The organism is Basilea psittacipulmonis DSM 24701, from assembly GCF_000743945.1.
GTDB classification, from domain to species: Bacteria; Pseudomonadota; Gammaproteobacteria; order Burkholderiales; family Burkholderiaceae_B; genus Basilea; species Basilea psittacipulmonis.
On record NZ_CP009238.1, the window covers coordinates 1,408,356 to 1,433,342 of the forward strand.

The 24,987-nt window shown below is 39.9% G+C and carries 24 protein-coding genes; 7 read left to right on the plus strand and 17 right to left on the minus strand.

The features are described 5' to 3' along the window. Positions 1-135 precede the first annotated feature (135 nt). Positions 136-2,817: a preprotein translocase subunit SecA gene (gene secA, locus IX83_RS05915; RefSeq protein ID WP_038500248.1), complete on the minus strand. Its 2,682-nt coding sequence runs from the start codon at positions 2,815-2,817 to the stop codon at positions 136-138. Between the two features lie 61 nt (positions 2,818-2,878). Between secA and IX83_RS05920 the strand changes: the two genes are divergently transcribed. Next, positions 2,879-3,235, plus strand: coding sequence for a hypothetical protein (locus IX83_RS05920; RefSeq protein ID WP_038500250.1), 357 nt, complete (start codon positions 2,879-2,881; stop codon positions 3,233-3,235). A 108-nt stretch (positions 3,236-3,343) separates the two neighbouring features. Here the strand turns inward: IX83_RS05920 and IX83_RS05925 are convergent, their stop codons facing one another. Next, positions 3,344-3,604, minus strand: coding sequence for an SWIB/MDM2 domain-containing protein (locus IX83_RS05925; RefSeq protein ID WP_038500253.1), 261 nt, complete (start codon positions 3,602-3,604; stop codon positions 3,344-3,346). Positions 3,605-3,826: 222 nt separating this feature from the next. Next, positions 3,827-4,723: a LysR family transcriptional regulator gene (locus IX83_RS05930; protein ID WP_038500256.1), complete on the minus strand. Its 897-nt coding sequence runs from the start codon at positions 4,721-4,723 to the stop codon at positions 3,827-3,829. A gap of 106 nt (positions 4,724-4,829) precedes the next feature. On the opposite strand from IX83_RS05930, the gene IX83_RS05935 reads away from it, so the two are divergent. From IX83_RS05935 to IX83_RS05945, 3 genes are all read left to right on the plus strand, one after another. After that, positions 4,830-5,909 (plus strand): alpha/beta hydrolase, encoded by a 1,080-nt coding sequence (locus tag IX83_RS05935; RefSeq protein ID WP_038500259.1) that lies wholly within the window; start codon positions 4,830-4,832, stop codon positions 5,907-5,909. Between the two features lie 136 nt (positions 5,910-6,045). Continuing rightward, a complete protein-coding gene (locus IX83_RS09115) occupies positions 6,046-6,606 on the plus strand; it encodes a sugar O-acetyltransferase (protein ID WP_038500262.1) in 561 nt (186 codons plus the stop codon). Further along, on the plus strand, positions 6,603-7,007 hold the full coding sequence (locus IX83_RS05945; RefSeq protein ID WP_051919403.1) for a cyclophilin-like fold protein: 405 nt from the start codon (positions 6,603-6,605) through the stop codon (positions 7,005-7,007). The genes IX83_RS09115 and IX83_RS05945 overlap by 4 nt, the downstream gene beginning before the upstream one ends. 323 nt (positions 7,008-7,330) lie before the next feature. On the opposite strand, the gene IX83_RS08620 is transcribed toward IX83_RS05945, so the two are convergent. The 6 genes from IX83_RS08620 to IX83_RS05975 all read right to left on the minus strand — a co-directional run bounded on the left by IX83_RS08620 (position 7,331) and on the right by IX83_RS05975 (position 13,496). Continuing rightward, positions 7,331-7,612 (minus strand): DUF1440 domain-containing protein, encoded by a 282-nt coding sequence (locus tag IX83_RS08620; protein ID WP_077315923.1) that lies wholly within the window; start codon positions 7,610-7,612, stop codon positions 7,331-7,333. Positions 7,613-7,829: 217 nt separating this feature from the next. Continuing rightward, complete coding sequence (locus tag IX83_RS05955; RefSeq protein WP_038500265.1) at positions 7,830-8,576, minus strand: GNAT family N-acetyltransferase; 747 nt, start codon at positions 8,574-8,576, stop codon at positions 7,830-7,832. Between the two features lie 19 nt (positions 8,577-8,595). Next, positions 8,596-9,924 (minus strand): phosphoglucosamine mutase, encoded by a 1,329-nt coding sequence (gene glmM / locus IX83_RS05960; RefSeq protein WP_143244826.1) that lies wholly within the window; start codon positions 9,922-9,924, stop codon positions 8,596-8,598. Continuing rightward, positions 9,911-10,750 carry a dihydropteroate synthase gene (folP, locus tag IX83_RS05965; protein WP_038500270.1) on the minus strand — a complete coding sequence of 280 codons (840 nt, stop codon included), beginning with the start codon at positions 10,748-10,750 and terminating at the stop codon, positions 9,911-9,913. The genes glmM and folP overlap by 14 nt, the downstream gene beginning before the upstream one ends. 162 nt (positions 10,751-10,912) lie before the next feature. Further along, the gene (ftsH, locus tag IX83_RS05970) at positions 10,913-12,799 is read right to left on the minus strand and encodes an ATP-dependent zinc metalloprotease FtsH (protein WP_269077388.1); all 1,887 of its coding nucleotides are present in this window, start codon (positions 12,797-12,799) and stop codon (positions 10,913-10,915) included. Between the two features lie 61 nt (positions 12,800-12,860). Next, on the minus strand, positions 12,861-13,496 hold the full coding sequence (locus IX83_RS05975; protein WP_038500273.1) for an RlmE family RNA methyltransferase: 636 nt from the start codon (positions 13,494-13,496) through the stop codon (positions 12,861-12,863). A 9-nt stretch (positions 13,497-13,505) separates the two neighbouring features. Between IX83_RS05975 and yhbY the strand changes: the two genes are divergently transcribed. Then, on the plus strand, positions 13,506-14,021 hold the full coding sequence (yhbY, locus tag IX83_RS05980; RefSeq protein WP_051919407.1) for a ribosome assembly RNA-binding protein YhbY: 516 nt from the start codon (positions 13,506-13,508) through the stop codon (positions 14,019-14,021). A gap of 664 nt (positions 14,022-14,685) precedes the next feature. On the opposite strand, the gene greA is transcribed toward yhbY, so the two are convergent. The 5 genes from greA to IX83_RS06005 form a co-directional block, all read right to left on the minus strand. Further along, the gene (greA, locus tag IX83_RS05985) at positions 14,686-15,165 is read right to left on the minus strand and encodes a transcription elongation factor GreA (RefSeq protein WP_038500276.1); all 480 of its coding nucleotides are present in this window, start codon (positions 15,163-15,165) and stop codon (positions 14,686-14,688) included. 644 nt (positions 15,166-15,809) lie between these two features. Continuing rightward, the gene (locus IX83_RS05990; protein WP_038500279.1) at positions 15,810-16,562 is read right to left on the minus strand and encodes an ABC transporter ATP-binding protein; all 753 of its coding nucleotides are present in this window, start codon (positions 16,560-16,562) and stop codon (positions 15,810-15,812) included. Next, positions 16,562-18,325 carry a branched-chain amino acid ABC transporter ATP-binding protein/permease gene (locus IX83_RS05995; RefSeq protein ID WP_038500283.1) on the minus strand — a complete coding sequence of 588 codons (1,764 nt, stop codon included), beginning with the start codon at positions 18,323-18,325 and terminating at the stop codon, positions 16,562-16,564. The genes IX83_RS05990 and IX83_RS05995 overlap by 1 nt, the downstream gene beginning before the upstream one ends. Next, the gene (locus tag IX83_RS06000) at positions 18,326-19,366 is read right to left on the minus strand and encodes a branched-chain amino acid ABC transporter permease (RefSeq protein WP_038500284.1); all 1,041 of its coding nucleotides are present in this window, start codon (positions 19,364-19,366) and stop codon (positions 18,326-18,328) included. 40 nt (positions 19,367-19,406) lie between these two features. Continuing rightward, a complete protein-coding gene (locus IX83_RS06005) occupies positions 19,407-20,588 on the minus strand; it encodes an ABC transporter substrate-binding protein (RefSeq protein ID WP_038500287.1) in 1,182 nt (393 codons plus the stop codon). A 63-nt stretch (positions 20,589-20,651) separates the two neighbouring features. Between IX83_RS06005 and IX83_RS06010 the strand changes: the two genes are divergently transcribed. Beyond that, a complete protein-coding gene (locus IX83_RS06010; RefSeq protein ID WP_038500290.1) occupies positions 20,652-21,203 on the plus strand; it encodes a septation protein A in 552 nt (183 codons plus the stop codon). A gap of 88 nt (positions 21,204-21,291) precedes the next feature. On the opposite strand, the gene IX83_RS06015 is transcribed toward IX83_RS06010, so the two are convergent. From IX83_RS06015 to IX83_RS06025, 3 genes are all read right to left on the minus strand, one after another. Further along, on the minus strand, positions 21,292-21,687 hold the full coding sequence (locus IX83_RS06015) for a DoxX family protein (protein WP_038500293.1): 396 nt from the start codon (positions 21,685-21,687) through the stop codon (positions 21,292-21,294). A 114-nt stretch (positions 21,688-21,801) separates the two neighbouring features. Further along, positions 21,802-22,977 (minus strand): AIR synthase related protein, encoded by a 1,176-nt coding sequence (locus IX83_RS06020; RefSeq protein WP_038500296.1) that lies wholly within the window; start codon positions 22,975-22,977, stop codon positions 21,802-21,804. Positions 22,978-23,016: 39 nt separating this feature from the next. After that, on the minus strand, positions 23,017-24,069 hold the full coding sequence (locus IX83_RS06025; RefSeq protein WP_038501684.1) for an AI-2E family transporter: 1,053 nt from the start codon (positions 24,067-24,069) through the stop codon (positions 23,017-23,019). A 163-nt stretch (positions 24,070-24,232) separates the two neighbouring features. Here IX83_RS06025 and IX83_RS06030 point away from each other — a divergent pair, with 163 nt between their 5' ends. Then, positions 24,233-24,829, plus strand: a complete 597-nt coding sequence (locus IX83_RS06030; RefSeq protein ID WP_038500299.1) for a transglycosylase SLT domain-containing protein — start codon at positions 24,233-24,235, stop codon at positions 24,827-24,829. The last annotated feature ends 158 nt before the right edge of the window (positions 24,830-24,987 follow it).

Sequence of the window (24,987 nt, forward strand, 5' to 3'; positions counted from 1 at the left end):
AGGCTTTGCCACCCATTCAACACCCGCCTTATCCCTGACTTCTGTACCGACGCGTTGGGGTTTTAAAATCCTCCATCTGCACCCATAAAAAAGCCCTCCAAACTAAGCAGAGGGCTTTATTCTTTGCAAATTAATTTAGTTTAACTTACCGTGACAATGCTTGTATTTCTTGCCACTGCCACATGGACATAATTCATTACGTCCTGTCCCAAAATACGGATCATCACTATTTTCAATGACCTTAACAGATTGTTGAGACTGAGCTTGAACCTGTTCGGCTGCTTCTTCAACCACTTCTGGCTGTTGAATCACGACATTTAACAATACACGAACAAACTCATCGCGAATACGTTCCAACATATCTGCAAACATATTAAACGCTTCACGCTTAAATGCTTGTTTAGGATCTTGTTGAGCATAGCTACGCAATCCAATCCCTTGACGTAAATGATCAAGTAAAGACAGATGTTCACGCCATTTAGTATCGATAATATTTAACAATACCGAACGTTCAAAATCATGCCAATTATCACCTGCTAACAACAGCTTGGTTTCGTAGTTTTCTTTTCCTGCGTTCAACACACTATCAAGAATATCTTCTTCACCTTTTGACTCATCTTTCAATAATTCTGTCAAAGACACGCGAAGTCCCCATTCGTTTTCAAGCACTTGTTCTAATGCAGGAATATTCCATTGTTCTTCCATCGAATGTTCTGGCACATATTGGCGAACCACCGCTGTCAGTGCTGCATCACGCAAGCTAGCAACCATCTCTGCGTTCTGTTCATTCGTATTTTCTAATACTTCATTACGCTGTCCATAAATGACTTTACGCTGGTCGTTAGAGACATCATCATATTCCAACAACTGTTTACGAATATCAAAGTTACGTCCCTCTACCTTGCGTTGGGCTGATTCAATCGAACGAGATACCATTCTTGCTTCAATCGGTTCTCCATCATGCCCCAAACGCGTCATCAAGCCACGGATTCTATCACCTGCGAAAATACGCATTAGATTATCATCCAAAGACAAGTAAAAACGAGAAGAACCGGGATCGCCTTGTCGTCCTGCACGTCCACGCAACTGGTTATCAATACGACGCGACTCATGACGTTCCGTACCAATAATTCTCAAACCGCCTGAGGCTTTAACCTGTTCATTCAACGGTTTCCAAGTTTCACGAACATGAAGAATTTTCTTCTCTTTTTCGTCCTCAGACAAGGACTCGTCTGCACGAATCATCTGAATCTGTTTCTCAATACTACCGCCTAAAACAATATCGGTACCACGTCCTGCCATGTTCGTCGCAATCGTGATATGGCCTGGCTTGCCAGCTTCCGCAACAATCTCCGCTTCTCTAGCATGTTGTTTAGCGTTTAATACATCATGCTTCAAGCCCTCTTTTTTCAGAAGATTAGAAATTAATTCTGAGTTTTCAATACTGGTTGTTCCCACCAATACTGGCTGTCCACGGCTATGACAATCTTTAATATCACGGATGATGGCTTCGTACTTATGTTTATCATCAATGAAAATTTGGTCATTTTGGTCCTGACGAATCATAGGCAAATTCGTTGGAATAATCACGGTTTCCAAACCATAAATCTGCTGGAACTCATAAGCTTCTGTATCAGCCGTCCCCGTCATACCTGATAGTTTTTGATACATACGGAAATAGTTCTGGAACGTGATAGATGCGAGTGTTTGGTTTTCATTTTGGATAGCCACACCCTCTTTAGCCTCAATCGCTTGATGCAGACCATCTGACCAACGACGGCCCTCCATAAAACGACCTGTAAATTCATCCACAATCACGATTTCACCGTTTAACACAACGTATTGCTGATCGCGATGGAATAAATTATGTGCACGCAATGCCACGTTTAAATGATGCAATAACAAGATATTACGCGGATCATAAAGTGATTGTCCTTCTGGCAATATCCCTAATTTACTCAACACCTGTTCTGCTTTTTCGTGACCTGCATCTGAAAGATAAACCTGCTGATTCTTCTCATCAATCCAGAAATCTCCCTCTGGTTCAGGTTCTTGTGGCTTAGGTTCAGATTCCATCTTCGTCAGCATCGCTGGCACTTGGTTCATCTTACGATATAGTTCTGTGTTATCGTCTGCTTGACCTGAGATAATCAAAGGTGTACGAGCTTCATCAATTAAGATCGAGTCCACCTCATCCACAATGGCATAATTTAAACCACGCTGACGACGGCTAGCCACGCTGTATTCCATATTATCACGCAGATAATCAAAACCATATTCGTTGTTCGTACCATAGGTAATATCACAACGATATGCCTGCATTTTCTCGTCATTCGACTGTTGAGGAACAACCACACCGACGGTCAACCCTAGGAAATGATACAAACGGCCGTTATTCTGGGCATCACGACGAGCCAAATAATCGTTCACCGTCACCACGTGAACACCTTTACCTGACAAAGCATTCAAATAAACAGGTAAGGTACTCATCAACGTTTTACCCTCACCTGTACGCATTTCTGCAATTTTGCCATAGTGCAACACAATACCACCGATTAGCTGCACATCAAAGTGACGCATACCCAGTACACGCACCGCTGCTTCTCTAACCGTTGCAAACGCTTCAGGTAACAAATCATCTAACGTCTCACCTTTGGCAAGACGTTCTTTAAATTCTGTTGTTTTTGCTTTCAGCGCTTCATCACTTAATGCCTGCATACTAGGCTCAAGTGCATTAATCTGTTTAACAATCTTTCGATACTGTTTAAGTAGTCTGTCGTTTCGACTACCAAATATTTTTTTAAGGATTGAACCCATTTTCTATTACTTTTTGATTACAATAAACTTTCTGATTTTATCACAAATGAAGATTGTAGCCATGATAAAAGTGATTAAACCGACAAGGAAAAGTAGGGTTCAAAAAGCACCTGTGCCGATTGGTCAAATACTCGAACGAATGCGACAAATACCTCAGTTTGCTAACAAAACTCATGTCGTGTTCTCACAGGCTAAACAAATTTACGAATTAGAAAATATCATTAAAAGAGAACTTCACTTTCCGCATATTCAGGACATTAAAATTATGAAAATCGATCAAGGTGAAGTCTTTATCGGCTCAAAAAACTTACTCATCGCTGCCAAAATCAAAAATCGATTAAAGTCTATCAGAGAGGTACTAGAAGCTCACGGCGTGGTGGTAAAAAACATTGAAAGCCGCGTATTACCTCAAGATTAGCCTTTTCGCGTGTTTCGTGGCGGGGATTAGGGTGTTGGATATAAAAAAAAGACTTTATCCATAAATAGTAGGGATAAAGCCTTTTTTAGACAATTAAACTATCGTAAATTACTTAGTTAAGTGTTTGCTCACTAATTTAGTCATTTCAAACATACTTACTTGATCTTTACCAAAGATAGGACGTAATTTAGCATCTGCATTAATCTGACGTTTATCTTTAGCGTCTTGTAATTTATTAGCTTTAATATAGTCCCACAATTTTTTAGTTACTTCTGTACGTGGCAATGGATTAGCACCTACGATTGCCGCTAATTCTTTACTAGGCTTCAAAGGTTGCATAAATGCGGAATTTGCTTTCTTTTCTGACATATTCGTCACTCCAAATTAAAAATTTTCCATTATTAGGCTTGTGCTATATATTAGCATTGTTTATAAACAAAATAAAAGGTAAGCCCTCAATCTGACCGAAATTCAATTTTTTCCTCACACATGATCTCAAAAGAAATCACGTTTAGCCCCTATTTTAGTCGATTCAAAGTCGTCACATGTCCATATCGTTAAAAAAGAATCCAACCTCACTCACACAACATATCAAGCATCCGCTTCCTCGCGTAATTTTTCGACCACCACACGTAATGCAGGTGAAATCTGGCGATCGGGATAATACAAATAAAAACTCGATAAGCTTTTACTATATTCTTGTAACACACGAATAAGCTGTCTGTTTTCCAACTCTTTGCTCACAATATCTTCAGGTTCGTAAGCTAATCCAATTCCTAGTTTAGCCGCATTCATCAAAGTGACTGAATCATTAAACACCCAGCTATTTTGAGGGGTGTGATGAACGATACGACCTTTGTCCTCTAACTCCCAATCATAAATCCTGCCTGTTTGAAACTGATACGCCAAACATGGAAACTTCTTTAAATCCTCTGGCTTTTTAGGAAAACCGTATCGTTTGAAAAATTCAGGGGTCGCCACTGCAGCCATCTTTATTTTTGGGCTAATGCGAACGGCCACCATTCCATCACCCACCGCAGAACCTAATCTCACGCCTGCATCAAAACGTTCATCAATAATATCTACAAAACGATTATCCTCAATCAAAGCTAATTGAATATCTGGATAATCATTCATCAAAGGTGCTAATTTTGGCAGTAGAATGCGATCAATCACGTGACGACTGGCACTGATACGCACCGTGCCTTTGGGTGACTGTCTTAAATCTTCCAAGCGATTGAGACTTTTTTCTAATTGATAAAAACTTTCTAAAGCGGTTTGATAAAGGTTCTCACCCGCATGAGTCAACGATAAACGGCGTGTCGTACGTTGCAATAATTTCATCTCTAGATGATGTTCTAATTCTTTAATACTGCGACTAACTGCTGCCTGTGAAGTATTGAGTTTATCCGCCGCAGCAGTGAAGCTACCCATCTTGGCCACCCACATAAATTGGTACAAGGCACTTAAATAGTGTTTATCAAGCATAACGTTTATTTATATCAATTTGATATTTATATTATCACAAAATCAGTATTTATCCTTATTTTTGTTTTAAATACAATCTTACTTATTCATCAACAAAGGAATTTTTATGAAACTAAAAACTTTAACGCAAGCATTAGTATTAAGTTCAACATTGATGGGAGGTATCGCCATGTCACAAACATCTGCAACGGTTATTGAAATTCCTGCTCAAACCATTCAATTAACCCAAGAATGGGACAAAACATTCCCCAAAAGCGATCAGGTTAATCATCGCAAAGTCACGTTTAAAAATCGTTATGGCATCGTTTTAGCCGCGGATCTATACATCCCTAAAAACCATCCTGCTGGCAAACTACCTGCTATTGCGGTTAGTGGTCCATTTGGTGCGGTAAAAGAACAATCCTCTGGTCTATATGCACAGACTTTAGCTGAACGTGGTTTTGTAACCTTAGCTTTTGATCCCTCTTATACAGGCGAAAGTAGCGGTTTACCTCGCGATCAAGCCTCCCCTGAAATCAATACAGAAGACTTTAGTGCTGCGGTTGATTTTTTAGGAAGTTTAGATGAAGTTGATCGTGACAAAATCGGCATTTTGGGCGTTTGCGGATGGGGTGGTTTCGCGTTAAATGCGGCCGCGATTGATACTCGCATTAAAGCAGTGGCTACCAGCACCATGTACGACATGACACGTGTTATGCGTTATGGTTATAACGATAGCAACACCCCTGCTCAACAAGAAAAAATGAAACAAGATCTCAACAATGCTCGTTGGGAAGCTGCCCAAACCGCTTATAGCCAATTAGGGCCTAATCTTAATATTCAAGCTGATCAAATTACAGAAGATACGCCAGAATTTATCGCTGGTTATTCTCGATATTACACTACTAAACGAGGCTATCACCCACGTTCTATCAATTCAACCAGAGCTTGGACAACGGTCAGTGCTTTAGCATTTTTGAACATGCCTATCTTACAGCATGCCGATGAAATTAATATACCGACTTTGATTGTGGCGGGTGAAAAAGCTCATTCTCGCTATTTCTCCGAAGATGCATTCAAACAAGTGGGTAGTCATCAAAAAGAACTGGTCATTGTGCCTAATGCGGTCCACACAGATTTATACGACAATTTGCAAAAAATTCCTTTTGATAAATTTGAGGCATTCTTCAAAACGAATTTGAACTAAGCTACCCAACTATCGAGCTAAACCAACGGATGTAAGCATGAGAGGATCTTGATGACTTACATCCGACCCAATGATGAATTCACACATATTTGAACGATCAGAAAATTACTTGAGTTAAATATATTTTTTTGGACACATGATGCACACTTATCCTTTAAACCAAACCATTTTGCCAGACAGCGATTGGTTTCGCGATATTCACGACATTCAAGCTGAAAACCAAAAACGCTTAATGGCCTTAAACCAAACGCAACCCTCACCAGACGCGATTCGACTACAACTTCAAGAGATTACTGGTAGCAAAATAGAGGAAAGCGTAAACGTTTTATTGCCGTTTTACAGTGATTTTGGTCGCCATATTCGGATGGGCAAAAATATTTTTATCAATACAGGGGCGATGTTTACTGACTTAGGTGGCATCACCATTGAGGATAATGTATTGATTGGACCTCGAGTCAATCTGATTACGGTTAACCATCCGATCGATCCGAAAGAAAGACGAGGAATTATTCTTTCTCCTATTCATATCAAAAAAAATGCATGGATTGGTGCTAATGCCACGATTTTGCCAGGTGTCACGATTGGCGAAAATGCCATCGTTGCTGCAGGATCAATCGTCAATAAAGACGTGCCTGACAACACTATCGTAGGCGGTGTACCTGCAAAAGTATTGAAAAACATTGAATCTAACAGATGATCGTATATATTTTTTTATTATTAAATATTATTTTCTCACAGGCTCATGCTATGGATATTATCATTACTTTAGACCAACAATCTTTTCCTGCAAAATTAGCGGACAACCCTACCAGTCGCGATTTATATAATCATTTACCTTTAACCTTACCATTGGATGATTTTGCACATGAAAAAATCGCTTCTTTGGACAAACGATTAAGTATTGAACAAGCTCCCTCACACTATCAAGGCAAAGCCAATGATATTACCTATTATGCCCCTTGGGGAAATCTGGCGATATTCTATGGGGGTGGACCTAATGCAAAAGGATTAATTTTTTTGGGACGTTTTCAAGAAGATGTACGTGATGTATTACCCCACGCTCGCACCATTCGCATTGAAAAAGTAACTGAAAAATAAGTTTAAAAACTGCATAAAACCTGATGCTCCATGTATTTAGGGTTTGAAAATAAATGGTACCTTGATGAATGTTTTTATATTAACAACATATCCCAACATCCTTAAAAGACAGATAAACACTCAGCTTTCACGTGTTTAGGTTTAAGAATAGATGCTACTTTGATGAATGTTTTTATATCAATCACATATCCCAACATCTTTAAAAGACACATAAACACTCAGCTTTCACGTATTTAGGTTTCTACAAAAAATATACTTATAAAAAAAGCCCAATATCCATGACAGATACTAGGCTTTTTAACTTATTACAACAGCTATTAATGTTACGCCTTTTGTTCGAGTTCCGCACTTTCATAGCCTGCCCATCTTGCACGCAAGTAAGCACGAACGATCTCGATTGTCCAAATCCAAATAAAAGAACCACCGATCTCTGATACAAAGCCCAACCATTGGAAAGGTGCATAAATGCCCAAGATTGGGAATACAATGTAATGAGAACCTAAAGCGACTGCATAACCATATACAGCACCTTGCCATAGTTTTACTTTAGGAAAGCGTTCTGCCAAGACACAATACAAGACAGCAAATACAATCGAGAACAGAATATGAACGCCATTGCCACCCTAATTCACCGTCATATCTAACCATGAAAAGGTCAATTTTGAGACTTCAATACCCATCATGTTCAGCAATTCAATCGGCGCGGAATTTAGTTAGGACTGCGAGCGGGAACAATATCTTCCCCACCATTCGACTCACTTCAATAAAAAAAGCGTCATCTATTCAAAAACAGACAACGCTTTTATCATTAAAACAAACTCATCATAAACCAAAATGATGGCGATAACGAGCCGTCATTCGTTCCACATCAACTAAGATAGGAAAATCAACGGCATTAAAGTCTTTATCCCAAGCAGGATAGCCACAAACACTACCCCCCATGCTTAAATAACCTTTAATCAAAGGAGAAATTTTGATATCCGAATTCGGATCGATAAGTTTTTCTAATTCATCAATAGGATAAGGATGTAGCGGGATCATCAAGTTTTCTGCTTTCGCAACATCCCTGACTTTGTACCAAACCTGAGCTGCTTGCAAACCACCATCACTAAGACTTGTACTGGCACAACCTAGGATATAGCGACATTTATATGTTCTCAAGAAATAAGCAAGTCCCATCCATAACAAACGAATCGTCCCACCACTACGATAGTCTGGATGCGTGCACGAACGTCCGCATTCACATAGAATATCGCGGTTCGGCAACAACTTAGAAATATCAAATTCAGATTCAGTGTAATAGCCACGGATCTTTGCTTGTTCGGGCAACATCACACGATAGGTACCTACAATTTTATTTTTCTTGGCATCCACTACCATCAAATGCTGGCAATAGGGATCATAAGAGTCTTTATCGACACCATCCTCAGCCTCAGGAAAATGAACACCCATATCCTGTGTATAAACTTCATATCTTAGTCTTTGGATTTGTTCTATTTCCTGTTCAGTATCAGCAATACCCAAAATTAACTGTGTATCAGCATCATCTACTCGAAAGATTTCTTTCATGCTTTATTTCATCCTTTTCTTATAATTGTACACTAGCTAATCTTTCTGCTGCAGTTTTTGCCATTGATTTTGTTTCGGCTTCCACCATATAACGTATGATAGGTTCTGTACCCGAAGCACGAATTAACACCCTACCTTTACCCTGCAACTCTTTTTCAATAGCGGCTTTTACCGCATTTAATTCAGAATTATTTTGCCAATCGGTACCAGGAATAAGCGGTACATTGATCAAACATTGAGGATACATATGCAAATCTTTAATCCATTCAGACAAACTGGTTTGTTCATCTACAATGGCTCTAAAAACCTGTAATGCGGCAATAATACCATCGCCTGTACTATGACAATCTAAAAACAGCAAATGTCCAGAACTTTCGCCACCATATAAAAAATGATGTTTTTTCAATTCTTCCATGACATAGCGATCGCCAACTTTTGCACGAATAAAAGGGATTTCCCAACTCTGAACCGCTTTTTCAAGACCGTAATTCGTCATTAATGTACCGACCACGCCCGTAACAGATGATTTTGATCTTCTATGTTTCAATACCGCATACAACAGCTCATCGCCATTATATACACGTCCTGAGGCATCCACCAACTGAATACGATCGGCATCGCCATCTAAAGCAATACCATAGTCGGCACCATATTCTTTGACTGATTTGACTAAATTTTCTGGATGCAACGCACCGACTCCGCGATTAATATTAAATCCATCTGGCTGGCAAGCAATCACGTGAACTTTGGCACCTAATTCTCTAAACACGTGAGGAGCAATGTTATAAGCCGCACCATTAGCAGCATCCACCACCAGTGTTAAATCGCTCAAATCCAAATCGCTTGGGAAAGTGCTTTTGCAAAACTCAATATATCGACCTGCCGCATCATCAATACGATAAGCTTTGCCTAAATGCTCCGATTCTACACATTCAAAGTCCGCTTCTAGCTTAGCCTCAATCGCTTCTTCTAATTCATCTGGTAACTTTGTTCCCTCTGATGAAAAGAACTTAATCCCATTATCATAGTAAGGATTGTGTGAAGCACTAATCACAATCCCCATTCCTAACCTGAGTGCTTTCGTTAAATATGCAACGGCGGGAGTGGGAATCGGTCCAGCCAAATAAACATCCACGCCAGCACTTGATAAACCCGCCTCTAAGGCAGACTCTAACATATAACCAGAAATTCGTGTATCTTTACCAATGAGCACTGCTGGGCGTTTACCTGAAGCGACTAAAATGCGACCTGCCGCATAACCCAGTTTTAATGCAAACTCAGGATTAATCACTGAGTGTCCAACTTTTCCTCGGATACCATCTGTCCCAAAATATTTACGGCTCATTATTTTTCCTTTCTTCTATCGTTTGCCATATTTTCAAAGCCTGAACATGTGCTTTTACATCATGCACTCTTAATATATTTGCACCCTGTATTATACTAAAAAGTCCAGCTGAAATCGTACCAAACACTCTTTCTTGAGGGGGGAGGTTTAAGACTTGACCAATCATCGATTTTCTCGAAACCCCTACTAAAATAGGGCATTCCAAATATTGAAAATACGCCAAATGAGCCAATAAATCATAATTGTCTTTTAGACTTTTTCCAAAACAAAACCCTGGATCAATGCAGATTCTATTCTTATCAATACCCTGTTTAAGCAAGGCATTCACTCGTTCTTCTAAAAATTTTGCGACACTTAGAGTGACATTCGGCTGATAATCAGGTAATTTATCTTGCATAGTTTTAGGATGTCCTGCCATGTGCATTAAACCAATTCCTTTATCAGGATATTGGGCAAGCAAAGCAACGGCCCCCTCGTCTCGTAATGCAAAAACATCATTGATCATATCCGCCCCTGCTTCCAACACCTCTTTCATGACAGGCGTTTTCAAGGTATCAATCGAAACGGGAACGCCTGCATTTTTAACCGCTTCCAACACAGGCATCACTCTATCCAATTCTTCTTGAACAGAAACAGGATCGGCACCTGGTCGCGTGGACTCCCCGCCAATATCCAGAATATCCGCTCCCTCCTCAATCAAACGTAGAGCATGTTCAACACCGTGATACTGACCGCCATCAGAAAAAGAATCAGGCGTTACATTCACAATCCCCATTACTTTTGGAACACTCAAATCTAGCTCAAAACGCCCACATTTTAATTTTTTCATACATTCAACTTTTATTTAACATCATTGTTACATCCCTATTTTACTCGCCTTGCTTCACTACGTCATCTTTTTTACAACCCATTAACGTGCAAACAAAAGCAGGTAAAAAAATACCGACCTTGTATCTTCAAGTACTAAGGTCGGCGTGTTGGAACAAAAGATTTATGAATTATCTTTTACTTCTGGATCGGGAATTATTTCCAATGTTTCCACTGCATCCAACGGCTGTTCTGGTGGTTTAGGAGGACTAGGTTCTTTGCCAGCCAAAATCTCGTCAATTTGGTCAGCATCGATAGTTTCCCACTCCAACAAGGCTTTTGCCATCATATGCATCTTGTCGCTATTATCCTCGATAATCTTACGAGCCACTGCATACTGTTCATCCAAAATACGACGAATTTCTGCATCAATTCTTTGCTGAGTCGCTTCTGAAACATGCGTAGTCTTCGTCACACTGCGACCCAAGAACACCTCGTTTTCATTTTCAGCGTACACCATCGTACCCAAAGCATCGGTCATACCATAACGAGTCACCATATCTTTGGCAATATTGGTCGCACGTTCAAAATCGTTTGAAGCCCCTGTCGTCATTTGGTTCATAAACACTTCTTCTGCAATACGACCACCAAATAATACGGCAATCGTACTAAGCAAACGAACTTTATCGTAGCTATAACGGTCAGCCTCGGGCAATTGCATCGTCACACCCAAAGCACGGCCACGAGGAATAATCGTCACTTTATGAACAGGATCAGTCTTAGGTAACAACTTCGCTACAATTGCGTGGCCTGCTTCATGATAAGCTGTGTTTTTGCGTTCTTCCTCACTCATGACCATCGAACGACGTTCAGCACCCATAATAATCTTGTCGCGTGCTTTTTCAAAATCAACTGCATCCACCGCACGGCCATTGCGACGAGCTGCAAACAAAGCCGCTTCATTCACCAAGTTAGCTAAATCCGCACCAGAGAAACTTGCGGTACCTCGTGCAATAATCTTAGGATCCACGTTTTTAGCCAAAGGCACTTTACGCAAATGAACATTCAAAATCTGCTCACGACCACGTAGATCAGGAAGTGGGACCGTTACTTGACGATCAAAGCGACCTGGTCTTAACAAAGCTGGATCTAATACATCGGGACGGTTAGTCGCTGCAATCACAATCACGCTTTGACCTGTTTCAAAACCATCCATCTCAACCAACATCTGGTTTAATGTCTGCTCACGCTCATCATTACCGCCACCTACGCCTGCACCACGTTGGCGACCGACTGCATCGATCTCATCAATAAAAATAATGCACGGTGCATTTCGTTTAGCTGTCTCAAACATATCGCGAACACGAGATGCACCCACCCCGACAAACATTTCAACAAAATCAGAACCTGAAATGGTAAAAAACGGAACTTTTGCTTCACCTGCAATCGCTTTTGCTAACAAGGTTTTACCAGTACCAGGCTGACCCACCATCAAAACACCGCGAGGAATACGACCACCTAAACGTTGGAAACGGCTAGGATCTCTCAAAAACTCAACGATCTCGCCTACTTCTTCTTTCGCTTCGTCACAACCTGCCACATCAGCAAACGTCAATTTGTTGTTTTTAGGATCTAACATCTTGGCACGTGACTTACCAAAACCGAAAGCCCCGCCTTTGGAGCCACCGCCTTGCATTTGTCTCATAAAGAAAATACAAATAGCAATGAAAATAATCATCGGCATCCAAGACATTAAAACCGTTGTAAATAAAGACGGTTTTTCAATCGGTTTCGCTTTGACCTCAACATTTAGTGCCATCAATTCTTCAACCATATTCATATCACCTGGAGAAGTAATCTGGTACTCACTTCCTGATACAGGCTGAACCGTAATCTCGTCTCCTTGGATAATGACACTTTTAATCTTTCCTGCCTTTGCATCATTCATCATTTGAGTATAGCTAGGCACGTCAGAAGACAGTTCATTAGAGTCAAACCGCTTAAATACACTAAACAACATGAGGGCAATCGCTACCCAAATAATCACTTTAGAAAAATTCGATTTTTTCAAAGCTTAACGCTCCATAAAAACAACAATAAATCACCAATTTTACATTAAATGAGGGCAATGATTAGTTTTTCAAGCCCTTACCAATAATAAAGGTTTCAGCCGATTTATCTCGTGATGCCTTTGGCTTACGTTCTACCACTTTGCGAAAAACTTTTTTAAATTCTTCAACAATTTGCGAAAAACCACTACCATGAAATGCTTTCACAATTAAAGCCCCCTCAGGTGTCAAATGATGTTTAGCAAAATCCAAAGCCAATTCACAGATATGCTGAATTCTAGCAGAATCCGCACTGGCCACACCTGACAAATTAGGTGCCATATCTGAAATCACGACATTAACAGCCTGTTGACCGACTCTAGCCTCTAATTCATGTAATACGGCATCCTCTCGGAAATCTCCTTGAATAAATTCCACGCCTGCAATCGGCTCCATAGGCAATAAATCCAAAGAAATAATTCGACCATTAATCGTACCATCTTTATTGACCAAACGCTCTCTAACGACCTGTGACCAGCTTCCAGGCGAGGCACCCAGATCAACCACAATATCCCCCTTGCGTATTAATCTTTCAGACTCTATAATTTCAATTAATTTAAATGCTGCTCTAGCACGATAGCCTTTTTGCTGTGCCATTTTGACGTAGGGATCATTAATATGTTGATGAACCCATGCCTTTGAAAATTTATTTTTGGCCATTTTATTACTATGCCTATACTTGAAATTGACTCTAAAAAACGCAGTGAACTTAAAGCCACTGCCCACTCATTAAAACCCGTCGTCCTAATTGGCGATGCAGGTTTAACCCCCTCTGTCCTGAAAGAAGTAGATACCAATCTTACTGCCCATGGACTCATCAAAGTACGTGTTGCAGGCGATGAACGAGAAGCTCGCATCGAGATTTTAAATGAAATCTGCGAATCTTTATCGGCTGCAAAAGTTGCACTATTAGGAAAGATTCTTATTTTATATCGTCCTAAACCTGAAAAACAGACATCGCCATCGAAATCGAAAAAGTCTGAACAATACACGCCTAAGAAACTTGCGGCGGTTGGCAAAAAAGTCAGCGATGTCAAACGTCGTCGTCAGATCAAAGGGAATGATGATATCATCCAAAAACCCAAGAAACCGCGTGTTGTCACAGGACGAATCAGTGTTAACAAAAAAGGGGCTTCTAAACAAAATCCTTTAGGTTTCGTTGCACGCATTCAAAAACGCAAATAATCTTCTATCAGGAGTATTCGTTATTCTTTGATATTGAATACTCCCTCACCGCCTACCTATCGTTATCAAATTGATCGTCACCATGCTTCACGTAGCATTCACAGAAGTGAAGTTTTGTTTTAACCATCCCACCCATTCATCATCCGAAACACCGTAAACTAACGGTTCTCAGATCATATGAATATTAATGAATACTGGCATATCATGTGAAAAAATATTTGTATCATTCACCCATCATCTGAAACACCGTAAACTAGCGGTTATCAGGGACATATGAACATTAATAAATACTCACATATCATATGAAAAAATATTCGTATCACTCATTCATCATCCGAAACACCGTAAACTAACGGTTCTCGGGAGCATATAAATATTAATGAATACTCACATATCATATGAAAAATATTCGTATCACCCACTCATCATCTGAAACACCGTAAACTGACGGTTCTCATGATCATATGAACATTAATAAATACTCACATATCATATGAAAAAATATTTGTATCATTCACCCATCATCTGAAACACCGTAAACTAGTGATTCTCTGGAGCATATGAATATTAATGAATACTCACATATCATACGAAAAAAGGGGAAAAACTTCCCCTCTTTTGTCAAAACCATTGACTCATTACCAATAGTGTCAATACCTTTTTTTTAGATATATTGCACTTCAATGATTTCGTATTCTTTTTCACCTGATGGAACGGTTACATTCACCACATCACCCTCCATCTTGCCCACCAATGCACGGCCAACAGGGCTTGTCACACTGATTAAATTCTGGCGAATATCAGATTCTGCATCACCGACTAACTGATAGGTTAATTCATCGCCAGTGTCTAAATCTTCAATCGTCACGGTTGCACCAAAAACAACTCTACCTTCTTCTACATCAAGCGTACTCGGATCGATCACATTAGAATTAGACAAAATACTTTCTAACTCTTTAATTCTACCTTCAATAAAACCTTGACGTTCACGTGCTGCGTCGTACTCAGCATTTTCAGACAAATCACCATGTGAACGTGCTTCTGCAATCGCTTCAATCACAGCTGGACGTTCTACTGTTTTAAGATTCTTTAATTCTTCTTCCAAACGCTTGGACCCTTTTAATGTCAATGGAATCGCATTCATTATTTCTCCAAACTAAAAAAAGTGAACCCCAACAAAATGGGGTTCGCTCAATACTTCTTAATGCTCATTATTGTATATGAAAAAGTACTATATTTTCAAGTGTTATCAATCAAATCCATCACTGCATACACATCATGATATACCCAACTTTATCGTTTTCATCCAGTCGTCATTAAACTAATCACACTCACCACTTCGCGACACTCGCACCCAAGAACAAGAACACCACACACATTCACTACTATGCAGGGTTGTCACTCATCAAACAGTGCAGATGAACTCATCATTAGGCTAATCAGTTCACCACTTCGTGACGCTTGCATCCAAGAACAAGAACACCACACACATTCACTACTATGCAGGGTTGTCAGTCATCAAACAGTGCAGATGAACTCATCATTAGGCTAATCACACTCACCACTTCGCGACACTCGCACCCAAGAACAAGAACACCACACACATTCACTACTATGCAGGGGTTGTCACTCATCAAACAGTGCAGATGAACTCATCATTAGGCTAATCACATTCACCACTTCGTGACGCTTGCACCCTAGAACAAGAACACCACACACATTCACTACTATGCAGGCTGATTACCCCTCAAACAGTACCGCTCACACTATCAAGAACCACTGATTCAATCACACTAAATGATATGGTTTAGTACGATTGCCTAGTCCCAAATAGCTTTCAACAATACGTTTATCATTCGCTAACTCTTGTGCTTTACCCTCTAAGACAACTTCGCCCATTTCCAGTACATAGGCTCTATCAGCCACTTGCAAAGCCGCTCTGGCATTTTGTTCAACTAATAAGATGGAAACACCATTATCTCTAAGTCGTTCGATGATTTGAAAAATTTCTTTAATAATCAAAGGAGCCAAGCCCAAACTAGGTTCGTCCAACATCAATAATTTAGGCTTTGACATTAAGGCTCTCCCCAATGCCAACATCTGTCTTTCTCCACCTGACAAGGTACCTGCTTCTTGTTTTCTTCTCTCTTGCAAACGTGGAAAAATCTGATAAACCTCTTCCAACAAAGACTTTCTCAACGATGTATCAGCCAAGCGAAATGAACCCAACATCAAATTATCTTCTACCGTCATAGAAGTAAATAATTCTCTTTTTTCAGGAACCAAGCAAAAGCCCGCCGATACACGTTCTTGGATAGGCATCAAACGCATAATTTCTTGGCAATAATACACCTCTCCTGTGAACTTTGCTTTTGATGGCAAAGAACCCATGATTGCGTTTAATAAGGTTGATTTTCCAGCTCCATTGGCACCGATAACCGTCACCACTTCTGCCTCTTTCATATGGATAGAGACATCCTGCAAAGCCTGTACCTGACCGTAAAACACATTTAAGGATTTCGTTTCTAAAATATTCATCATCACCCCAAATACGCTTCTAATACCACAGGATTGGTCTGAATCTCTTTAGGAGTACCTTGAGCAATAACAGTACCAAATTCAACCACCACGATATGATCGGTCAGCTGCATCACAAAATCCATATCATGTTCGACCAACAGAATACTTAACCCCTCACGTCTGAGGTTCACTAATACTTGTGCCAAAGCTTCTTTTTCTTTAAATCGCAACCCTGCTGCAGGCTCATCCAACAACAGTAATTTAGGATCCAAAGCCAATGCTCGTGCAATCTCAACAATCCGTTGTTTACCTAATGGCAAGCTTCCCGCCAAAGCATCTAAACAATCACCTAGCCCAACACGTTCACACTGCATTTTGGCTTCTTGCAAAAGTTGAGCTTCACTTTTACGTTCAAGATGAAACAATGCTTGCAAGATCGAACTATTCGCACGAAGATGGGCCCCCAAAGCGACATTTTCTAAAACAGTCATATCGGACATCAGCTGAACATGTTGAAATGTCCTAGCCATGCCTAATTCAGCGATTTGTCTTGCATCCAGATGCGTAATATCTTGTCCCATAAAAGAAACGCGACCACTGCTTAATGGCAAAACACCTGTCAATAAATTAAACGTGGTACTTTTTCCCGCACCATTTGGACCAATTAAACCTACAATTTGTCCAGCTTTTAAATTAAAACTGACATCATTGACCGCCACTAAACCACCAAACGCTTTTCTTGCCTTATCGACCTCTAAAATACATTCGCCATGCGTAGGTTTTTCTTTCTTTGGCAAAGGTGACACTTTTTTGGAAAGCATCCCACCAAAATGATGCTCGTCTTTTTTAAAGAAACGACAGAACATCGGCCAGATACCCTCTCTAGCATAGTGCAAAATCAAAATCACCAAAACACCAAAAACAATCACCTCTGTGTTGCCGTTGATATGAAACAATCTTGGCATAATATCTTGGATTTGGTCACGTAATACTGTCACTAAGACAGTGCCTAACACCGCTCCCCAAATATAACCAGCACCGCCAATCACCGCCATGAACAAATATTCAATACCATAATGCAAACTAAAGCTACTAGGACTCACCGCTCTTTGTTCATGTGCATACAACCAGCCTGCAATCCCTGCCAACACCGCAGAGAACACAAACGCGACTAATTTATAATGAAATAAGTTCACCCCGAACGATGATGCCATTCCCGATTTATTAGGCAAAGAACGAATGGCCCTACCATTGCGAGAATTCAGTAAATTTCTGCTTACCCAGATAGCCAACAATACAAATAAGCAAATCAATACATAGTTGTAACGAGCGGATAACAAGGATATTCCAAAGAACTCAATCGGAGGCAGTCCACTTAATCCATCATGTCCGCCTAAAAAAGACATATTGCCGTACAAGTAATAAAACACCAGACACACCGCGATCGTGCCTAATGCCAAATAATGACCTGATAATCTTAACGTGATTTGTCCCAATAACCAAGCGATTAAAAAACTAATGATCACGGCGGCCAACAAGCCTATCCAAGGTGAAAGCCCATAGGCAGTCGTTAAATAAGCACTTGCATACGCCCCCAAACCTACAAACGTCGCCTGTCCAAAAGAGGTCAACCCTGCTACCCCCGTCAAAATCACTAAACCGATGACGACTAAACTTGAGATACCGATGCTGTTTAATAAATTAATCCAAAACTCTGGAATCTGCGGAAACAAAGGCAATACTAAAATCAGAAGAACAAATGTTATCGTTAAAATTCGTTTCATTTATTCATCCTCGCTATGTTTTTTGTTTGTTATCGATAAAATCAATAACACAGGAATAATCACTCCAAAGACAATGACTTCTTTATAATCACTGGCCCAGAATGTACTAAAAGCCTCTACTATTCCTACTAAAATCGCACTCGTGGCAGCCACAACATAGCTTGCTAATCCACCAATAATGGCCCCCACAAAGCCTTTCAGACCAATCATAAAACCAGTCTGATAATCAATCGTCACAAAAGACACTAACATAATGCCCGATATCACACCGATTAAAGAGGCCAAAAAGAAACTTAATCGTCCAGACATCGAGGTACTAATGCCTACCAATCTTGCCCCCGTTCTATTTACCGCAGTGGCTCGCAATGCCTTACCATATAATGTTTTGCGGAAAAATAAAGACAAAGAAAGGATGATCAACACGGTCATGCCGATCACGAATAATGATTGATACGTCCAAGTTAAACCAAACACCTCTACTTCACCTGAGAAAAAAGGTGTAGAAACCAAGGTTCCCTCTGGACCAAACATAATCAACCCTGTACCTACAAAAGCAAAGTGAACCGCAATACTCACGATTAACAGTGTTAATAGGGATTGATCCGCGACGGGTTCATAAACCAAACGATAAATCATCGGCCCCATAGGAACGACAATTAAAATCGTTAATAATGCTTTGATCCAAATAGAGGGATCCATGGCTAATATCCAAGGCGTGCAAAAAATTAAACATAATGGATAGACGATATTCCCCAACAAAGGCCATAACATTAGTTTTAAAGGCTTACCTTTAAAATAAATAGGCAAGCCTTTTAAAAATAAAATGACCCCCAGAAATAAAGGAATATATCGAATCACGGGCACTTGGGCCTGCATCATCGAAGCAAAGGTCAATGCACCAAAACTTAGGAATTCTCCTTGGGCGATAAAAACGACTCGAGTAACGGTAAACACAAGCACCAATGCTAGTGCCATTAATGCGTAAATAACGCCCGTCGTCAGACCATCTTGTAATAAAATTTTTGCGATTGACCAATCCATTCTTGCACACTATTGGGAGATAAACAAAAATTATAAAAGATTAATTTAAGTCGGGATCTAAAAACCACTGACCGTCTTTAATCTTAACAACCACACGCGAACGTTTGTCTAAACCATTATGATCGCTTGCACTAATGTTAAAGACACCGTCCACGCCTACGACGTTTTGAGTGTTCTCAAGTGCTTGTCTAAGTGCTTCACGAAACTCATCTGTACCAGGTTTGGCACCCGTTTCCAGTGCTTTAGGAATCGCATTATTCAACAATAACGCCGCATCCCATGTATGAGCCCCGAAGAAACTCGCTGTACCTGCACCAAATTTATCTTCATATTGGTGTTTATAATTTAAAGAACTTTCTTTTAATACATGATCGTCAGGCAACTGATCCACCACACCTAATGGACCCATTGGCAAAATCACGCCTTCACAGGCATTGCCACATACCTTTAAAAATTCTGTGTTTGCTGATCCGTGTGTGTGGAAAATCGTACCTTTGAACCCTCTTTGACGAATTTCACGCGTGGGCAAAGCACCTGGCGTTCCTGCGGTGGCCACTAAAATCGCATCAGGTTTTTTCATCAATAGTTTCAATACTTGTCCAGTGACACTCGTATCGTTTCGTGCAAACTTCTGCACATCCACTAATTCAATCCCAGAGTTAGGCAATACTTTATGAATTTCAGCTAACCAACCCTCACCATAAGCATCTGCAAAGCCGATAAATCCAAGTTTTTTGATCCCTAATTTTTGGGCCGTTTCAATCACCGCTTTTGCCATTTCTAAATCATTTGGACTCGTCTTAAACACCCAGTATCTGGCCTCATCCAAAGGTTCAACCACCATACTATTTCCTGCAACCGAAACGAGAGGAATTTTTTTCTCAGCAGCAACATCAATCATCGCTAAGGTGGCTGGTGTGGTCGTGCTACCAATCATCGCACTCACATTATTCTCACTGATTAACTTACGCATATTGCGAACCGCTTTAGTGGGATCACTTCCATCATCTAAAACGACGTAATTCACGTTCACTGGGCCGATTTTTGTATCCACTACTTGAAAAGTATTGGCTTCTGGAATCCCTAAAGAGGCGGCTGGACCTGTTTGGGCAAGACTCACGCCGATATTTACCGTATTCGCTTCATTCGCCAACACCGTCTGAGAAAGCCCTAAACATGCGACTGTCCCCATCACAGAAAATATTTTTTTTAATGCGACCATAAACACTCTCCTATAAAACTCTAGTATGATAACACTTTAAATCCAACTCTTACGTTTCTACTTATGCAAAAAATAATTTTCGATTTCATCCCTTTATTATTATTTTTTATCGCCTACAAATTTTATGATATTTATGTTGCCACTGGGGTTGCAATCGTTGCCAGTGTTGCTCAAATCCTTTATTTGATCATCAAAAAACGTGAGATCAAAGCCATCAACTATATCAATCTCTTTGTTATTGTGGTGTTCGGTGGACTAACGATTGCCTTACATGACGATACATTTATCAAGCTCAAACCTAGTATTCTCTATGGTTTATTTGCCATCATCTTATTGGCATCAAAATGGTTTTGGAATAAAAATTTAATCACTTATCTTTTAAAAGCAGAAATTAGCTTGCCCGATCAAGTATGGAACAAACTCTTATACATGTGGGCAGGTTTTCTTGTCTTTATGAGTGTCTTAAATATATACGTTGCTTTTTCAGGTCACTTTACAGAAGAACAGTGGGTATCATTTAAAGCATTTGGTAGCACCGTATTATTAATCATCTTTGCGATTATTCAATCTGTGTTTTTAGCCAAATATATTAAAGATCAAGATCACGCGAAATAACTATTACCTAAAGACGAACCTTACCCACGCATATAAAAAAAGACGGTAGCTCATTCTACCGTCTTTTGTGTTTATAAAAACATCAGAATTATTTGATGCGGATTTTCAAAACATGATCCAAGGAAATAGGACCTGAACCAGCAAGGAAAATATAGAAGAAAATCAAGCAAAACAACATCGCTGCTTCACCGCCATTGGCCACAGGCAGTAGCCAATTTTTTGCTGATGCATGCACAAAGAAATAAGCATACGCCATTTGACCTGATAATAAAAATGCCCAAGGGCGAGAGAACAAGCCTAAAATTAGGAATGCACCCCCTACAATCTCCAATACACCTGCAAACCAGAAAATACTTAAAAATTCAGGTGTGCCACCCATCGAAGTAGGCCATCCAAAGAATTTAGAGGTACCATGTAATAAAAATGCCCATGCGACTAAAATTCGTAGGACAGATAAAAAAACAGGTCGGAAAGAATTAAACATATCAACTCCAAAAGTTTTTAATCAATAAAATGAACTTCTTTCTTATTAGACTGCATGAATTAAAAAAGTTTCTTTAGAAAAACTAAAGAAACTTTTTGGTTTTATTAAAGAAACTTAGAAATATTTGGTATAAATTTCAGATTTACCTTTGTGTTTAACCAAAACCTCATTATGTCCCTCTTCGCAAGGCTCGATGAACCCAATCACCTGTGCTTTGATATTAAATGAGGTAGCTATATCAATAATCGTTTGGGCATGTTGAGATGCCACATATAACTCTAATCTTTGGCCACAATTAAAGATTGTCCATAATTCTCTGTCTGAAATATCCTTTCCTTGACGGATAAGATCAAAGATAAACGGCAATTCAAATATATTATCTTTTACATAACGCACGCCACGACCAAAATTGACGGATTTGCTCAAACCACCGCCTGTATTATGAATGATGGCACGGATTTCTGGACGCAACTCATCAAACACTTTTTTCATAACAGGTAAAAACGTGCGTGTTGGCGATAATAATAATTCTGAAATCGTGCGTCCTACTTGTGGCATAAACTGATCAAGCTTGTATTGACCGTTATATACCGTCGCCTTATCCAAAGAATCAGAAAAACTTTCTGGATATTTGTCGGCATAATATTTAGAAAGAATTTCATGACGAGCAACGGTAAACCCATTAGAACCCAAACCCGAGTTATAAGCTGATTCATAGCTGGCTTGTCCATCCGAAGCCAATGCCACAATCACCGTTTCTTTCTTAGGATCAATTCGTCCTGCTTCAATAAAATCTGATTTTTTTATTTTACTGTAGGCCGTCGAGTCAACGATCACCGTGTTGACTAAATCTCCTACATCTGCTGTTTCGCCACCACATAGCTGAATATTCACGCCATACTGGCTCATCTCATCGCAAAACTGCTGATAGCCTCTCATGATGGCCGTTAGTACTTCTTGTGGGATACGCTTTGCGTTACGACCGATGGTATTACTCACGACAAACTGATCGACCAATCCAACACACAACATATCATCGGTGTTCATGACGATAGAATCCACTGCAATCCCCTCAAATACTTTGGGATTACCTGTTTCTTTATAATCCAAATAAGCAATAATCGCTTTAGTACCCGCTCCATCTGCATGTAGTAGATGAAAGTATTCATCCCCCATATCAACCGCCTGACAAAACGCATTGCCCGCCGCAGAGGGTTTCATTACCTTAATCGCAGCATGCACTTCTTCTTTAGCGGCCGATACGCCGTAACTTTTATAAATATCAGACATGTTCAATCCCTAAAAAAATTTAGCACCATTATAAACGATTCATGGTGATTCCGAATAGCTGGAAAGTAGCTCCCACAAAACTAAAAACAAGGCGGCAATCAATGGACCAAGCACCAAACCATCAATCCCAAATAAAGCCAGTCCCCCCAATGTTGAAATCAACACTAAATAATCAGGCAACCTTGTGCTTTTGCCCACCAAAATAGGACGTAAAAAATTATCGGCCAATCCCATCACCACTACTCCCCATAGCAGTAAGACCACGCCACTTATATAGTCACCCACCGCTAATAAATACACCGAAGTTGGCAACCAAACAATCGCACTTCCAATAGCAGGTAACAAGGATAAAAACGCCATAACGACTGTCCACAACAAAGGGTTATTAATCCCCAACATCCAAAATATCGCACCACCCAATATCCCTTGAATCAAAGCGATCAGAAAATTACCTTTCACGGTTGCTTTTGATACGGCTGTGAACTTTTTAAATAATCTTAATTTTTCTTCATTGCCCAAAGGAACGGCTGTAGCAATGTTTTGGAATATCTTGCGTCCATCGCGTAAAAAGAAAAAAAGCAAATACAACATAATTCCTAAAGACACGACGACACTAAAGGTATCGCTACCGATGGAAACCGCTTGGCTGGCCATATACCCGCTCGTTTTCGTGGCTAATTGGCGTAACTTATCTTGGATATGCGAGACATCTTCCCATCCATTATCATGTAACCAATGCTGCACACTATCAGGTAAGGCCTGAAAAATCGCGCTTAAATAAGCACCAATATTAATTTGTCCAGATAAAATATTTTGATAAAAAGAAACGACTTCTTTTGTCAACGCGGCCATCAATAAAGACAAGGGAATCAAGGCGATCAATATAATCAATAACTCTGTCAATAAGGCACTGATCGTCGGTTTTTTAATTCGTCTTTCTATGTAAATATAAGCTGGTCTAAAAATTAACGCCAAAATCACTGCCCATAAAATCGCACTAAAATAAGGCTTAATAAGCATGAAAAAAGCAAGACTGACCGCTGCTAATAAAAACAAAAACACATAATATTGAAAAGATGTTGACGACTTCATCTCTTTGACCCCTAGCATTCGCAAACGTTTTATATTCTACCTTATTTACCCTTTTCTCATCATGACACCATAAGGCATAAATCAAGAAAAAAATCACGACAAAGATAGAAAATATCACATGATTCGCTTATACTAAAATCAACGAGACAAAAAGGTGATGAACATGACTCGACGATTTAAATATATTAGTGCCATCAGTTTACTCACTAGCGTACTGGTGGGATGTGCAGGCACACCCAAAGGCCCACCTAAAAATCCTGAAAATCTCTGCGATATTTTTAAAGAATTCCCCTCTTGGTATCAAGCCGCCAAACTTTCACAGGATCGTTGGGGAACCCCTATGCACGTTAGCATGTCGATCATGTATCAAGAATCGAGTTACCGACACAATGCCAAACCACCTATGAAATATTTTTTGTGGGTTATTCCAGTTGGACGCGGATCTTCTGCATATGGCTATTCCCAAGCTCAAGACGATTCTTGGCGCGAGTATGAAAACGCCATGAATAAATCTCGCGATCGTGAAGAATTTACACACGCGATTGATTTTATTGCTTGGTATGTCAATCGAAACTACGCTCGAAATAAAGTCTCAAAATGGGATGCTTACAAACAGTATCTTGCCTATCATGAGGGAATGGGAGGTTATGCAAGAGGCACCTATCGCCAAAAACAATGGCTGTTGAATATTGCCAAACGCGTTGATCAGCGTGCTAAACAATACGGTGCCCAACTCAGACAATGTAACCATATTAAGTAACATCTATTAATGAGGACTCACTGTTTAAGCCATTTAACAGTCGTCCTCATTCATCCATTTTCATCCACTGACCTATCTACATTTCCTAAAGTTTTCAACCCTTTGATTCAATCAACGGTCTGAAAACAAGTTTCTTTAAAGAACCTCTTTCATCAGCA